15 protein-coding genes and 1 pseudogene are annotated in these 14,256 nt (G+C 60.7%); 4 read left to right on the forward strand and 12 right to left on the reverse strand.

Going from position 1 to position 14,256, the window contains the following annotated elements:
* Positions 1-2: 2 nt before the first annotated feature.
* The 6 genes and pseudogenes from PspCFBP13509_RS25705 to soxR all read right to left on the reverse strand — a co-directional run.
* A complete protein-coding gene (locus PspCFBP13509_RS25705) occupies positions 3-563 on the reverse strand; it encodes a DUF6162 family protein (protein ID WP_137212864.1) in 561 nt (186 codons plus the stop codon).
* Positions 560-883: a hypothetical protein gene (locus PspCFBP13509_RS25710; RefSeq protein WP_065924537.1), complete on the reverse strand. Its 324-nt coding sequence runs from the start codon at positions 881-883 to the stop codon at positions 560-562. The genes PspCFBP13509_RS25705 and PspCFBP13509_RS25710 overlap by 4 nt, the downstream gene beginning before the upstream one ends.
* Entirely contained in the window at positions 880-1,419 is a 540-nt protein-coding gene (locus tag PspCFBP13509_RS25715; protein WP_137212865.1) for a thiamine pyrophosphate-binding protein, read from the reverse strand. The genes PspCFBP13509_RS25710 and PspCFBP13509_RS25715 overlap by 4 nt, the downstream gene beginning before the upstream one ends.
* Positions 1,416-2,618, reverse strand: a complete 1,203-nt coding sequence (locus tag PspCFBP13509_RS25720; protein ID WP_065924538.1) for a PepSY-associated TM helix domain-containing protein — start codon at positions 2,616-2,618, stop codon at positions 1,416-1,418. Before PspCFBP13509_RS25720 ends, PspCFBP13509_RS25715 begins: the two co-directional genes overlap by 4 nt.
* A gap of 220 nt (positions 2,619-2,838) precedes the next feature.
* Positions 2,839-3,297, reverse strand: a complete 459-nt coding sequence (locus PspCFBP13509_RS25725; protein ID WP_074845093.1) for a VOC family protein — start codon at positions 3,295-3,297, stop codon at positions 2,839-2,841.
* A gap of 95 nt (positions 3,298-3,392) precedes the next feature.
* Positions 3,393-3,827: pseudogene (gene soxR, locus PspCFBP13509_RS25730) on the reverse strand (redox-sensitive transcriptional activator SoxR); the annotation flags it as partial.
* A 99-nt stretch (positions 3,828-3,926) separates the two neighbouring features.
* Here soxR and PspCFBP13509_RS25735 point away from each other — a divergent pair.
* Positions 3,927-4,292, forward strand: coding sequence for an antibiotic biosynthesis monooxygenase (locus PspCFBP13509_RS25735; RefSeq protein WP_065924540.1), 366 nt, complete (start codon positions 3,927-3,929; stop codon positions 4,290-4,292).
* Here the strand turns inward: PspCFBP13509_RS25735 and PspCFBP13509_RS25740 are convergent.
* From PspCFBP13509_RS25740 to msuE, 4 genes are read right to left on the reverse strand one after another with little or no spacing between them, the layout of a single operon-like run.
* On the reverse strand, positions 4,281-5,384 hold the full coding sequence (locus tag PspCFBP13509_RS25740) for a sigma-54 interaction domain-containing protein (protein WP_065924541.1): 1,104 nt from the start codon (positions 5,382-5,384) through the stop codon (positions 4,281-4,283). The two genes, PspCFBP13509_RS25735 and PspCFBP13509_RS25740, sit on opposite strands and share 12 nt — an antisense overlap.
* Positions 5,385-5,396: 12 nt before the next feature.
* Positions 5,397-6,584 (reverse strand): acyl-CoA dehydrogenase family protein, encoded by a 1,188-nt coding sequence (locus tag PspCFBP13509_RS25745; RefSeq protein WP_065924542.1) that lies wholly within the window; start codon positions 6,582-6,584, stop codon positions 5,397-5,399.
* Between the two features lie 55 nt (positions 6,585-6,639).
* On the reverse strand, positions 6,640-7,779 hold the full coding sequence (gene ssuD, locus PspCFBP13509_RS25750; RefSeq protein WP_027607133.1) for an FMNH2-dependent alkanesulfonate monooxygenase: 1,140 nt from the start codon (positions 7,777-7,779) through the stop codon (positions 6,640-6,642).
* A 9-nt stretch (positions 7,780-7,788) separates the two neighbouring features.
* A complete protein-coding gene (gene msuE, locus PspCFBP13509_RS25755) occupies positions 7,789-8,352 on the reverse strand; it encodes an FMN reductase (RefSeq protein WP_027607134.1) in 564 nt (187 codons plus the stop codon).
* A 396-nt stretch (positions 8,353-8,748) separates the two neighbouring features.
* Here msuE and PspCFBP13509_RS25760 point away from each other — a divergent pair, with 396 nt between their 5' ends.
* From PspCFBP13509_RS25760 to PspCFBP13509_RS25770, 3 genes are all read left to right on the forward strand, one after another.
* Positions 8,749-9,018 (forward strand): hypothetical protein, encoded by a 270-nt coding sequence (locus PspCFBP13509_RS25760; RefSeq protein WP_065924558.1) that lies wholly within the window; start codon positions 8,749-8,751, stop codon positions 9,016-9,018.
* A 234-nt stretch (positions 9,019-9,252) separates the two neighbouring features.
* Positions 9,253-10,413, forward strand: a complete 1,161-nt coding sequence (locus PspCFBP13509_RS25765; protein WP_065924545.1) for a cysteine desulfurase family protein — start codon at positions 9,253-9,255, stop codon at positions 10,411-10,413.
* Between the two features lie 39 nt (positions 10,414-10,452).
* A complete protein-coding gene (locus PspCFBP13509_RS25770) occupies positions 10,453-12,261 on the forward strand; it encodes an aminopeptidase P family protein (protein WP_137212866.1) in 1,809 nt (602 codons plus the stop codon).
* A gap of 106 nt (positions 12,262-12,367) precedes the next feature.
* Here PspCFBP13509_RS25770 and PspCFBP13509_RS25775 read toward each other — a convergent pair whose 3' ends face one another.
* Positions 12,368-12,649, reverse strand: a complete 282-nt coding sequence (locus PspCFBP13509_RS25775; protein ID WP_027607138.1) for a hypothetical protein — start codon at positions 12,647-12,649, stop codon at positions 12,368-12,370.
* A 164-nt stretch (positions 12,650-12,813) separates the two neighbouring features.
* The gene (gene rhtA / locus PspCFBP13509_RS25780; protein WP_137212867.1) at positions 12,814-13,701 is read right to left on the reverse strand and encodes a threonine/homoserine exporter RhtA; all 888 of its coding nucleotides are present in this window, start codon (positions 13,699-13,701) and stop codon (positions 12,814-12,816) included.
* Positions 13,702-14,256 lie beyond the last annotated feature (555 nt).

Here is a 14,256-nt window from a genome sequence, read left to right on the forward strand (position 1 = left end):
GTTCAGTGACGGTGCTGGCGGGTGACGCCGGCGTCGAATTGCGCGACCACCTGCTGCCAGCCGGCTGCGATCAGCGCCTGGTCAGTGAGGTCGGAGGGGGCGGCCAGGTGTGTGCTGCGGTTGAGCCAGATATCCGGCTCGCTGCCCTGTACGCGCATCAGCAGTGAACCGCTGGTGGGCGGCGTCTGGCTCAGTCCCAAGTAGGCCGAGTTCCCCAACAACTGCCAGCGATGGTCGCCGCGGCTGACCGAACTGGCGTCCTGGGCAAAGGGCGCGAAGCCTTCTTCGGCCAGTTGCTCGGGGGTGGGCAGGGCGCTTTGCTCCTGCTGCAGCAAGTGGATTTCATCCAGCGTGACCCGCAGGTCGGCGTAGATGCCTTGTTCGGCGGCGCTCAGGTCGCGGCGGGCATCCAGTTGATGGCGGGGCAGCGCCGCGACTGCCTGGGTTTCACCATGCAGCGCCACCACCGTACCGGCCACCGCGAGGATGATCAGGCACAGCAGCAGCACGTAGAGGGTTTCGTGGCCGGCACCGGCGGGGCGAACAACCTGTGTCGTACTCATTGAGGCTGGATATCCGCTTGGTCGATTTCCACTACGTGACCGGGGCCTGCATCAAACAGCACGTAGAACTCGGCGGACGGCTTCTTGAAGGTCAGGGTGGAGTCCTGGCCGAGCTTGCCGGGCACCAGGATGGTTTCGTCATAGCCGATCACATCCAGGGTCACGCCGGGGGCACCGCTGCCGTCGGAGAAACCGCCTTTGCACTGGATCTGCTCGCCGGGGATTTCCTTGCATTCGCACATTGGGTTGTGGGCAAGGACGGTGGTACTGAAACCGGCGCACAGCAACAGCGCGGCGCGGGACAGGCGCTTGAACGTCATGGTTTGACTCCTTGCTTGTTCAGCCAGGCAATGGTGGCAGGCGAGGCCTGGCTCAGCGGGATGGAACCCTGGTGCATGGTGCCGTCCCAGCCTTCCATGGTGACCCACAGTTCGGCATCGACGGGGGTACGTTCCGGCACGGGCAGGCCCGCACCCATGCGGTACGGGGTGCCGAAGAAGATCACCCCGGCGGCACGCAGGCTGCGCGGCTTGCCGATGCGCAGGTAGGTGGCCTTGACCTGGTCGGCGCAGGTGGCGCAGAGGGCGGCGTTGAAGAACTTCATCGGGCCGGCCGGGTCGGGGCGCGGGCCTTCATTGCGGAATTCGGCCAGCGTGAGGCTCCAGGGTCCGACCTGTACGTCCCCGGCCACCCGCTCGCCGATGCCGGTGTCGCCGCGAAACAGCGCGGCATCGGCGAAGTACTTGGGCATGAAGCCCAGCGGTACCAGCAACAGCAGGACGTTGATGTGGAAACGCCATTTCAGCCAGAAGGCCCGCAACAGCGAAGGCGGGGTAGCGTTGGCGGAATTGCTCATGGCTTGGCCTCCGAGGTTTCAGCCTGCATGGCCGGAATGGGTGCCGGCGCACGTTGTGTCTTGGCTTCGCGCTTGAGAGCGTTGAGGGTGGCCAGGGCCGTGCGCTTGGTCCAGATCAACAGGCCGCTCAAGACCATCATGCTCAGCACCAGGCCGAAGAACGCCCAGATCAGCTTGATCCAGATGCCACCGAAGTCGCCGGTGTGCAGGGGGCGCATGGATTCGGTGACGAACTCCAGCTTGGTGCGGTCGGACAGCAGGTGCGACGAGGCGATTTCACCGTCATATGGGTTGATCTGAGCGGTCTGGAACATCAGCGGGTACCAGCCCCGCCCGCCGATTTGCAGGTGGCTGTAGGCATTGAGCGGCAGGCTCACGAAGCTCGCCTCCAGCCCCGGGATACGTTGGGTGGCGATCGCGATCGCCTCATCCACGGGAATCATCGGCGCAGGCACGCCGGGGGCTGAGGTTGGGACTTTTTCGCGGGCGATCACCGGGACGATGGGCTCGCTGGAGATGGAGATCTGGTTGTCACCCAGGATTGCCTGGATCAGGAACCAAGTGCCAGTGATGGAAATCACCGCAATAAACCAGATCGACCAGATACCGCTCAGGCGGTGGAAGTCGCCCCAGAAAATCCGCGCGCCGTGGCGGATACGCAGGGTCGGCTTGAAAAAACCTTTCCAGAAGCGCTTGTACACCACCAGGCCGGTGACCAGTGAGGCCAGCAACGGCAAGCCGAGCAGCGACACCAGGTACCAGCCCCAGCTGAAGCCATTGGTAAACGGCACCAGCCACCAGCCGTGCAGGGCGCGGGTGAACTGACGGAAGTTGAACGACGGGCTGATGCCTTGGATCGCCCCGGTGTACGGATTGACGTAGACCTCTACCGAGCGCCCGTCCGGGTAGCTGAGGTCGACACTCAGGGCAAAGTGCGATTCATCCGGACGACTGAGAGACTGCACGATGACCTGGGGTTCGGCCCGCTTGATGGCGCTGATCACCTGGTCGTAGCTCAGCGGCTCGGCATCATCCGACGGCTTGCTCGCACGGATGTCCGGATTGGCCAGCCACACGATTTCCTGGCTGACCACCGCCAGGGTGCCGGTGACGCAGACAATCAGTACAAAGAACCAGATGGGCAAGGCCAGCCAGCTATGGACGAGAAACCAGAGTTTTGAGCGTGACTTCTTCGACATGTGAAAGAGGGTCTTGATCAGGGGAGGGCGAGGGAGGCCCGGAAAAGGCCAGTCGTAGCTTTTGCTGACGCGACAGGCTGTATCTAAGTTAAGACGGATGAGAATGAGAAATCCCCAAGGTGGATATGAAAGAAAATGTTTCAGGTTCACATCCAGCGGGTTTTTACGGCGTGGGGGTATTCATGAAGTGGGGTAGGAGCCGGCGAACCGGCCCCGATGCTCAGCCTTGCTTGAACATTTCCATGGCGCGCTGACGGATCTGTTCTTCGCTGAGGTCTTCCTTGCGGGTGGCGAGGTACCAAAGGTGACCGTATGGATCCTTCACGCTGCCCGAACGGTCGCCATAGAACCGGTCCTCTGGTTCGGACACCACGCTGGCGCCCGCTGCGACGGCTTGTTTGAACTGTGCGTCTACGTCGTTCACGTACAGATGCAAGGCGACACTGGTGCTTTCAGTCGGATTGCTCAGGGACATCTGATCGCAGGGCGTGCCCAGCATGATCGCCGAATCACCAATGCGCAGCTCGGCATGGCCGACCCTGCCATCGGGCATGTCCAGGCGCATGATCTGGGTGGCGCCGAAGGCTTTTTTGTAAAACTCGATAGCCTCTGAGGCTTTGTCGATGCCCATATAGGGCGTGACACTGTGATAACCCTCGGGAATGGGTTTAACGCTCATTTCGTTCTCCTTGATTGTGGTTGTGGAGGCACGGCCTCTTCACTATAGGCCACGCCCATCAAGGGCTCCGAGGGCCCCGACGAGGGGGGGCAGCCGGGCTCCAGCAATTGCGCCCCCGGCCCGCGCCCACCGAGCTGGTCATCCGGGTTGCGCAACGGGCACGCGTCCAGCGACAAGCATCCACACCCAATACAACCGGTGAGTTTGTCCCGCAGCAGCATCAGCTTATGGATGCGCTCATCGAGGTCTTCCCGCCACAGCGCGGACAACCGCTCCCAATCCTGAGCGTTGGGCGTGCGTCCTTCCGGCAACGTCTGCAACGCCTCGCCAATCGTTGCCAGTGGAATTCCCAGGCGTTGGGCGATCTTGATCACCACCACCCGGCGCAGTACATCCCGTGGATAGCGTCGTTGATTGCCGGCATTGCGATGACTCTTGATCAGCCCCTTGGTTTCGTAGAAGTGCAGGGCCGTAACAGCTACACCGCTACGGGCTGCCAGTTGGCCGACGGTGAGCTCTTTGGTAACCATAAACACTCCAATTAAGCGCTTGACCTTGACTTAACTAGAGGTTTTACCCTGCGTGGTATCGAATCACAAGATTCTGCCTACAGAGAAAGGGGAGTGTTCATGCAGGTATCAGAGAAAAATCGCAGTTTCACTCAACTGATCGAGTTTCATATCGAACCCCAGCAACAAGTGGCGCTGGTGGCGGCCTTGTCCACCCAAAGTGAACGCCTGGCCCAGGGCCATGGCGGCTTTATCAACGCGAGTGTGCAGGTCAGCGAAGACGGGCGGCGGGTGCTCAATTACCTGCAATGGCGCTCCCGCGAGGACGGCGAAGCGGCGTTCCAATGCTTTGAGCACGGCGAGGAAGATTTCTGGACGCTGATTCGCGCCCACCAGGCCACGGCCGTGACCTTCGGTTCGTTCCAGGTACTGCGCAGTTTCGAGCGCAGCCATGACAACGCGTTGCACTGTCGCCTAAATGGATAGGTGCAGCATGCGCTCGCCCTGCACGTTTTCCCCCGGCCGGCGCTTGTTCACCGCCAACTCGCCGATCTTGATCAGGCGCGTGCGCGTGACGTTGCGGCTCAGGCCCAGCAAGTTGGCGGTGTGCACCTGGTTGTAATGGCTGAAGCGGTAGGCGGCGCGCAATAGCGCGTCTTCGACCTTTTCGTGCAGGGCGCCGGCCTGTTCTTCGAAGAGCTTTTGAAACGCGCGCTCCAGCAAGGCCTCGGCGCTGTTGTCGGTGCCGTGCTGACTGTCGTCCTGGCGCTCGATGCGCATGTTCGACAGGCGCAGGTCGTCGCGTTCGATCACGCCGTTACGGCAGATCAGCAGGGTGTGGTGAATCACGTTTTCCAGCTCGCGGATGTTGCCCGGCCAGCTGTAGCTCTTTAGCTTGTGTTCGGCCTCGCGGCTGATGGTGATCGGGCCGTAGCCCAGGCGCTGGCTGTAGGCTTCGATAAAATGCCGGGTCAGCGGCAGGATATCGCCGGGGCGCTCGCGCAGGGGGCTGAGCTCGAGGCTGACGACGTCTAGGCGATAGTAGAGGTCTTCGCGGAAATGCCCGGCGTTGATGGCCTTTTCCAGTTGCACGTTGGTGGCGGCCAGTACGCGCACATCGATCGGAATGCTCTTACGCGACCCCAGGCGCACCACTTCGCGTTCCTGTAGGACGCGCAGCAGCTTGACCTGGATGGGCATCGGCAAATCGCCGATTTCATCGAGGAACAAGGTGCCACCATCTGCCTCTTCGAACCAGCCGGCCTTGGCGCTGAGGGCGCCGGTAAACGCGCCTTTTTCATGGCCGAACAGCTCGGCTTCCACCAGGGACTCGGAGAACGCGCCGCAGTTAACCGCCACGAACGGCCGGTTGCGCCGCGCGCTGAGGTTGTGGATGTGGCGCGCCACCAGCTCTTTACCGGTACCGGTCTCGCCGATGATCAGCACGCTGGCTTCGCTGGGCGCCACTTGCTGGATATGGTCGAGCAGCGCCCTGGATTTCGGGTCTTCGAAGACCTGGGCCGTGGCGCGGATCGACGTCGCAAGGGCGGGCGAGGGCGGTAAGGTTAGAAGCTGCATGGGCACCTCTTTTTATGAGTAAAACGTCGGAATCGGCAGGGATTGGTTCAACGCCCAGTCCCCCAGTTCGTGGAGCTTGTAATCCACCGGGTCGTGCAGGGTTTGTGTGCGCAGGTTGCGCCAATGACGATCCAGGCGCAGGGATGCGTGGGTGGAGCGCGCGCCGGTGACTTCAAACAGGCGGCTGCACAGGTCCAGGCCTTGGCGGGTGGCGGCGACCTTGGCGGTCGCAATGGCAATCGCCAGTTGACCGCGTTCGTTTTCGCTGAGGTTGGGGCCTTTTGCCCATGCCTGGTCGAGCAGCTCGGCAGCGCGTTCCACCAACAGGCGCACACCCTCCAGGGCCACCCAGAATTCGCCGTAGTGATGCAGTACGTAAGGGTCCTGGCGCACGTCTTCGGTTGAGGACTTGTGCCAGGAACGGGTCTCGGTGAGCGTGTAGTTGCGCGCTTCTTCGAAGGCGCCTTCGGCGATGCCGAGGAACATATGGGTGAAGGTCAACTGGGCGATCAGCGGGCGCAGGCAGGCAAAAGGCGTGCTCAGCGGGCCCGGGTCGAGCAGCAATTCCGACTCCTCGACGCGCACCCGTTCGAAGCTGGCGCTGCCGCTGTCGGTCTGGCGCTGGCCGATATTGTTCCAGTCGTTGTGCAGGGTGATGCCGCTGCGCCCGCTGGGGATGGCGGCGATCAGCAGCTTGCCGCCGGCGCTTTCATCCACCGCCGAGGCAATCAGCATTTCCGAGTCGCTGGCGCCGGAGCAGAAGCTCTTTTTGCCGGAGAACTCGCGCCAGCCGCCGAAGTCCTTGACCACGGTGCGTGTGTCCAATGGGTTGAGGGCATTGCCCCAGAACCAGTTTTTGCGCGCGGTCTGTTCGAACCAGGGTTGCCATTGGTCCGGCCGCGAGAACAGGCGCACGGTGGCGAGCATCAGGTGGTGGAAGCCGAAGACGTGGGCAATGGAGCTGTCGACCTTGGCGAACTCGCGCACGATGGCCAGGGTGTCACTCCAGCGGGCGCCGAGGCCGCCGTATTGGGTGGGAATGCTCAGGGCCAGCAGGCCGCTTTGGCGCAGGGCGTCACGTTCGGTCTTGGGGGTGCCACCGCGCTCGTCGCGTTCGACGGCGGTGAGGGCGAATTCGGCGGCCAGCAGTCTGGCGGTCTGCAACGGTGATGGCAGGACGCTGTGGGGTTTGGCTGTCACGGGGTTTCCTCTTTATAAGCGGGAACGACCAATGCCGCTCCCGCCGCTGCGCCGATCAGGCCTTGGCTGGCAGAACATCGTTGGCAATCATTTCGCCGAACGGGCCAGTGAGGTTGGTGATGCCGCGTCCGGCCAGGCTGGCATAGGGTTCCGGCAGCAGCGGGAACACCAGCTCGGCAAAGCGATAGGCTTCTTCCAGGTGCGGGTAGCCGGAGAAGATGAAGCTTTCGATGCCCAGGTCGGCGTATTCCTTGATGCGCTCGGCTACTTGCCGGGGGTTGCCCACCAGCGCGGTACCGGCACCGCCGCGTACCAGGCCGACACCGGCCCACAGGTTGGGGGCGATTTCCAGGTTGTCGCGGCGCCCGTCATGCAAGGCCGCCATGCGGCGCTGGCCTTCGGAATCAAAGCGCGAGAAGGATTTTTGTGCGGCGGCGATAGTTTCGTCGCTGATGTGCTCGATCAGCTTGTCGGCGGCTTTCCACGCGTCCTCTTCGGTCTCGCGCACGATCACGTGCAGACGAATGCCGAACTTCACCGTACGCCCGTGGCGGGCAGCGCGTTCACGCACATCCGCGAGTTTTTCGGCGACGGCGGCGGGCGGTTCGCCCCAGGTCAGGTACACATCCACCTGTTCGGCGGCGAGGTCGTGGGCGGCATCCGAGGAACCGCCGAAATATAACGGTGGATAAGGCTTTTGCACCGGTGGGTAAAGCGCCTTGGCGTTCTGCACTCGCAGATGTTTGCCTTCGAAGTCCACTGATTCGCCCTGCAATACGCGGCGCCAAATTTGCAGGAATTCGTCGGAGACTTCGTAGCGTTCGCTGTGGTCGAGGAAGCTGCCGTCGCCGCGGTTCTCGTCGGGATCACCGCCGGTGACCACATTGATCAGCAGGCGACCGTTGGACAGGCGATCCAGGGTCGCCGCCATACGCGCAGAAACGGTCGGCGAGATGATACCCGGGCGAATCGCCACCAGATAACGCAGGCGCTCGGTCAGCGGCACCAGTGCCGAGGCGATGACCCAGGAGTCTTCGCACGAGCGGCCGGTAGGAATTAACACGCCGTGGTAACCCAGGCTGTCAGCCGCCTGCGCGACTTGCTTCAGATAATTGAGGGTGACCGGCCGTGCACCTTGGGTGGTGCCCAGGTAATGACCGTCGCCATGTGTTGGCAGAAACCAGAAAACATCCATGACCAATCCTTAAGCGATTTTCAGCAGAGAGGGGGAGTGCGCTGCAAACAACGGCGCTGCGCGTTCTGCCGCAAGGCGTATACGGCCCTTCAAGGGCTCACTGGTTATTTGGTAATCGGTGAAGTCGGCCTCGGTGGCGTACACCCCGATCGGCAGGGTCAGGGCCTGGAAGAAGCTGAACAGCGGACGCAGTTGGTGATCGAGAACCAGCGCGTGGCGCTCGCTGCCGCCGGTGGCTGCGAGTAATACCGGTGTGTCGATCAGGGCGTTGAGGCCAACCAGGTCAAACAGATGCTTGAGCAGGCCAGGGTAGGAACCGCGATAGACCGGTGCGGCGACGATCAGCAGGTCGGCCTGTTCGATGGCCACCAGTTGGGCTTCGACCTCGGCGGGCAACTCATCCCGTGACAGCGCACCACCGAGTGGCCGGGCAATGTCGCCCAGCTCGATCAGGGTGGTCTGGATCGGCAGCAAGGTCGCCAATTCAGCCAGTACGGCTTGGGTCAGCACGAGGGTGCGGGACGGGCGCCAGGTTCCGCCGGAGAGGGCAACGACATTCAGGGGACGGGTCATGAACAGTTCCTTTATCAACAGTGGTTCATAGCAGGTGGAGTGCAACCTGTTGAGCAAGAGCTGTACCAACGGGTGCAGGCCTTGATTGGCGTGGGTTGCAGGTTCACTGCTGAAAAATGCTGCTGTTGTCTGACTGGTGATTTGTTGAATGGCTGTTGCCTGGCAAACAGTTGCGTGGCGAACAGCGCAGGTTCTGTGCAAGTCATTTATAGAGGGATACAGTTATTCCGTAAATGAACGTATTTCCATATTTATAGACCATAAAGAAATATAGCGTTTCCTATCGAGGGTGCCTTGGTGGTCGATAGCGACTATCACGGACGGTGATTTTTCACTGCGCAACGGCGGGAGTAGCCTGTGTTCATTGACTTGAAACCTTCTTTGCAGGGCTACCCCATGAACCGATTTCTCGCTGTTTGCTTAGTGATTGTCAGCGCCGTACTCGCCGGCTGTGCGAGCCATCCATCGCCAGAATTGCGTCCCTACACGGCCGAAGAGAGCAAGCAACTGGCCCTGGAAGCGCTGAGCCGTCGTGGCTTGTCGTTTGATGAATATCAACAGCAGCGCGCCGCACTGACCGGCCAGCCACAGAAGCCCTTCGGATTTGATCGCCAGGGCGAAATGAACGCCGAGCGCAACGTGGTTTTGCATGGTCGTCCCAGTTGAGTCGGCACTGCACAGCAAAAAGCCCGAGGCTTCCCTTGAAGGAACCTCGGGCTTTTTGTTTGCCATGGCACGACTTCAGCCTGTTAAGCTGAATTTCAGGAGCGTTCCTACGCACATTTACTTAAAATTGTCCTTCTTTAATGGCATTCGATCCGGTAAACCTGACGACCTCTGTTCCGGCCGATGCCCCTGAGACGCTGCTCTCGGGAACCTGCTCTGCGAGTCTTGACTGTCATGAATAAACGTCCGCTGTATTTCGACTACGCCGCTACCACCCCGGTGGACGAACGCGTCATCCAGGTGATGGTCGAATGTCTTGGCTTCAATGCCAATTTCGGCAACCCCGCGTCCAGTTCCCATGCGTTCGGCCAAGCGGCCCGGCAAACGGTTGAACAGGCGCGTCGCCAGGTGGCCGAGCTGGTCGGCGCACAACCTGAGCAGATCGTCTGGACCTCCGGTGCTACTGAGTCCAACAACCTCGCGATCAAGGGCGTTGCCCAGGCGCGTGGCGTGGCGGGCGGGCATATCATCACCAGCCAGATTGAACACAAGGCCACGCTGGACACCGCGCGGCAGCTTCAGGAAGCCGGTGTGGCCGTGACTTACCTGGTGCCGGACGCCGACGGATTGATCAGCGCCGAGGCCGTCAGCGAAGCATTGCGTGAGGACACCTTTCTGGTATCGCTGATGCTGGTGAATAACGAACTGGGCACCCTCAATGACATCCCCGCCATCGGCGCACGTGTGCGTGAGCATGGCGCGTTGTTGCATGTCGACGCGGCGCAGGGCGCGGGCAAGGTGGCGATCGACCTGGCGCAGTGGCCGGTGGATTTGATGTCGTTTTCCGCGCACAAGCTGTATGGCCCCAAGGGTATTGGCGCGCTGTATGTCGGACCCCGGGCGCAACAGAAAGTGTCGGCACAGATTCACGGCGGCGGTCACGAGGGTGGCTTGCGCTCCGGTACCCTGGCCACCCATCAGATTGCAGGCATGGGCGCGGCGTTCGCCCTGGCGGCGGCGTCTTTTGCGCAGGAGAAGGCTGTCATTATGACCTTGCGTCAGCGCCTGCTGGAGCAGTTGGATACGCTCGGTGGCGTGCGCCTCAATGGCAGCCCTGCGCAGCGCATTCCTCACACCCTCAGCCTTACGTTCAGCGAAGGTGAATTCAACGCTGCTGCGTTGAGCGCGGGCATCGCCTTTTCGGCGACCTCGGCGTGCAACTCCGCCAGCAATGCGCCTTCCCACGTGCTGCTTGCGTTGGGCCTTGACGCACGTTCTGCCGGCCGCACCATACGTTTGAGCCTGGGCCGGTTTACCACCGAGCAGGACATCGACCAGGCCGTGCAATTGATCAAGGCCGCACTGGCCAGCGCACCGGCGTTCTGGGCCGTCTGATTTTCACATAACAATTATTAGTGGTTAGCAGGAGACACAATGAGTACGCAGCCCTTGACCCATGGAACGGTTCCCCAGCGCCTGGCGCATACCCGCGAACTGATGCGCCGCGAGAGCATTCACGCCCTGCTGGTGCCGTCGGCTGATCCGCATTTGTCCGAATACCTGCCGGGTTACTGGCAGGGGCGCCAATGGTTGTCGGGGTTCCATGGTTCGGTAGGCACGCTGATTGTCACTGCGGATTTCGCCGGTGTCTGGGCCGATAGCCGTTACTGGGAACAGGCGACCAAGGAGCTCAAGGGCAGTGGCATTGAGTTGGTCAAGCTGCAACCGGGTCAGCCCGGGCCGCTGGAGTGGCTGGCCGAGCAGACGCCGGAAGGCGGTGTGGTGGCGGTGGACGGTGCGGTGATGGCTGTCGCGTCGGCGCGCACCTTGGGCGCCAGGCTGGCAGAGCGCGGCGCGCGCCTGCGGACCGATATCGACGTACTCGATGCAGTTTGGAAAGACCGTCCGAGCCTGCCGAGCCAGCCGATCTATCCGCATCTGCCACCGCAAGCGACCGTGAGCCGTGGCGATAAACTTGCCGCACTGCGCGCGAGTTTGAAAGAGAAGGGCGCCGACTGGCACTTCATCGCCACCCTGGATGACATCGCCTGGCTGTTCAACCTGCGCGGTGGCGATGTTTCGTTTAATCCGGTGTTTGTTTCGTTTGCGTTGATCAATCAACAACAGGCCACGTTGTTTGTGGCGCTGAGTAAAGTCGACGCTGACCTGCGTGCGGTGCTTGCGCAGGATGGTGTGACGTTGCGCGACTACAGCGACGTGGCGGATGCACTGCGTGCGGTGCCATCGGGCGCCAGCATGCAGGTTGACCCTGCCCGCGTTACTGCCGGTCTGCTGGAAAACCTGGATGCCGGCGTCAAGCTGATCGAAGGGCTGAACCCGACCACGCTGGCCAAATCCCGCAAGAGCCTGGCGGACGCGGAGCACATCCGCCGCGCCATGGAACAGGACGGCGCGGCGCTGTGTGAATTCTTCGCCTGGCTGGACAGTGCGCTCGGTCGTGAACGCATCACTGAATTGACCATCGATGAACACCTGACGGCTGCGCGCACCCGTCGCCCCGATTATGTGTCGCTGAGTTTCAATACCATCGCGGCATTCAATGCCAACGGGGCCATGCCGCATTACCACGCTACCGAAGAAGAACATGCGGTGATCGAAGGCGATGGCTTGCTGCTGATCGATTCGGGTGGCCAGTATTTGGGCGGCACTACGGATATCACGCGGATGGTGCCTATCGGTACGCCGAGTGACGAACAGAAACGTGACTGCACCCGTGTGCTGAAGGGCGTGATTGCCCTGTCCCGTGCGCATTTCCCCAAGGGGATTTTGTCGCCGCTGCTGGATTCCATTGCCCGCGCGCCGATCTGGGCTGAAGGCGTGGACTACGGCCACGGTACCGGGCACGGCGTAGGTTATTTCCTCAATGTGCATGAGGGCCCACAAGTGATTGCCTACCAGGCCGCCACTGCGCCGCAAACCGCGATGCAGCCAGGGATGATCACCTCCATCGAGCCGGGCACCTACCGCCCTGGCCGCTGGGGTGTGCGTATCGAGAACCTGGTATTGAACCGCGAGGCAGGCAAGACCGAGTTTGGTGAGTTCCTCTCGTTTGAAACCCTGACCTTGTGCCCGATCGACACCCGTTGCCTGGAGCCGTCGCTGCTCACCGCGGATGAGCGCGAGTGGTTCAATGCGTACCACGCCGAGGTGCGTGAACGCCTGAGCCCGCTGCTCAGCGGTGCTGCGTTGGCGTGGTTGCATGTGCGCACGACGGCTATTTGACCTGGTGCAAAATCAGGCGCTGCAATAATTCAGTTGCAGCGCCGCGAAGGGGCGGCGTTGTATCAGGCATGTGTATGAGCAGTCGCTGGTGACTGCTCGGAGCAGATCACTTGCAGATGACGATCATGCTGCGGCTGGTATAGCCGGCAGGGTTTAGGCCGAAGGGGTAATCCCCTGGCTCCTCGGAATTGTCACCGGACTTGGCGATAACCCGGTAGCCCTTGGCGCCACAAGAGTTGGTTGCACTGGTGTAGCACTGGTCCCAGGAAGAAGACAGGCCGGAACAGTTGATATGCAGCCCTTTTTTGCCGCGTTTTACTTCTGTCTTGGTAGTCGCGGCACAGCCAGCAATAGCCACGACCATTAACAGTATCAAAATTCGCTTCATTCCTATCCTTAATAGCCACTTCATAATGCTTGAAGCCGGCTCTACTCGCTCTCGAGTGTAGCGTTCGTGCTGTCCTTGTCGAAAAACTCCATGAATGACATTCGTTTGCAGTTTAAACATGGCCTAAATACGCAGCAAATACCAGAGCAACTTTCACTGATGATTCAATCCGCCGGAACCAGCGGCTTGGAGTCATTGCGCATCGTCAGTGTCGCGCCTACCGAGGCCATGATAATGCAACTTATGGCCAGCCATTGCGGTAGGGATAGGTGCTCCTGCAGGAAGAAAAGTCCTGAGAGTGCGCCGAAAGCAGGCTCAATGCTCATCAGTGTTCCGAAGGTGCGGGCGGGGAGGCGCGTCAGCGCTACCATCTCCAGGGTGTAGGGAAGTGCCGTTGACAGGATCGCGACACCGATGGCGACCGGAATCAATGCCGGGGTCAGTAAGGCGGTGCCGGCATGGACGATACCGATGGGCGCCACAAACAGGGCAGCGATCATTACGCCGAGGGCGGCGGTCTGGACGCCGTTGTCGTTGCCTGCTTTCTGTCCGAACAGAATGTAGAGTGCCCAGCAAGCCCCCGCCCCCAAAGCATAGGTCGCGCCGACCAGGTCGATTCCGCTGCTGGCTTCCCCCATGGGAATCAACAGGAGCAGGCCGATGATCGCCAGTGCTATCCACAGGAAGTCTACCGTTCGGCGCGACGCATAGATCGCGACGGCGAGCGGTCCGGTGAATTCCAGGGCTACGGCAATGCCCAAGGGAACGCTGCGCAAGGACATATAGAAGAGGAAATTCATGCCGCCCAAGGCCATGCCGTAAACGACCACGGTGCGCAGGGATTTTGCGGTCAGCCTGGCGCGCCATGGTCGGAGGATGAGCAACATGATTACGCTGGCGAAGATCAGGCGCAGGGTTGTGGTGCCCTGGGCGCCGACAATCGGGAACATGCTCTTGGCCAGTGAGGCTCCGGACTGGATGGAGGCCATGGCGATCAACAGCAGGCCGACAGGAAACAATGCCGAGGCCAAGCTGCGGGGGGAGGTGGTCATTGGGGCGTTCGTCCGAGGTCATAGTCGAGAATCAGGGGCCGCTATGATGCTTAATCGTTCGGCTTTGAGCAATATATTGCTCAATTCGACAGCGAGACCTTCTCTATATAGAGGGATTTGAAGGTTGGCAGGCACTTTGATAGAAAAACCAAATTAAGTGTTGACGGCAGATCCTGGAAGTCTATAATTTGCCCCACTTCCGGCGCAGTCGAAACGTAAAACTCCTTGGTAAACAAAGAGTTATGCAGAATAAGGCAGCGGATTGCTTCAGTTCATCGAGGCCCAGAAGAAGTTGGTAGGGTCGTGTTGTTTGACGCTATTAACGATTCGATCTTCTCGGTCGAAAGCGGAGAAAAAGAGGTGTTGACAGCAGCGTGTAACGCTGTAGAATTCGCCTCCCGCTGATGAGAGATCGGAAGCGCAAGTGGTTGAAGTTGTTAAGGATTCCTTGAAAACTTCTTAAAATAATCACTTGACAGCAAATGAGGCTGCTGTAGAATGCGCGCCTCGGTTGAGACGAAAGCTCTTAACCAACCGCTCTTTAACAACTGAATC

The sequence above is a fragment of the Pseudomonas sp. CFBP13509 genome (genome assembly GCF_005233485.1).
Taxonomy (GTDB): Bacteria; Pseudomonadota; Gammaproteobacteria; order Pseudomonadales; family Pseudomonadaceae; genus Aquipseudomonas; species Aquipseudomonas marginalis.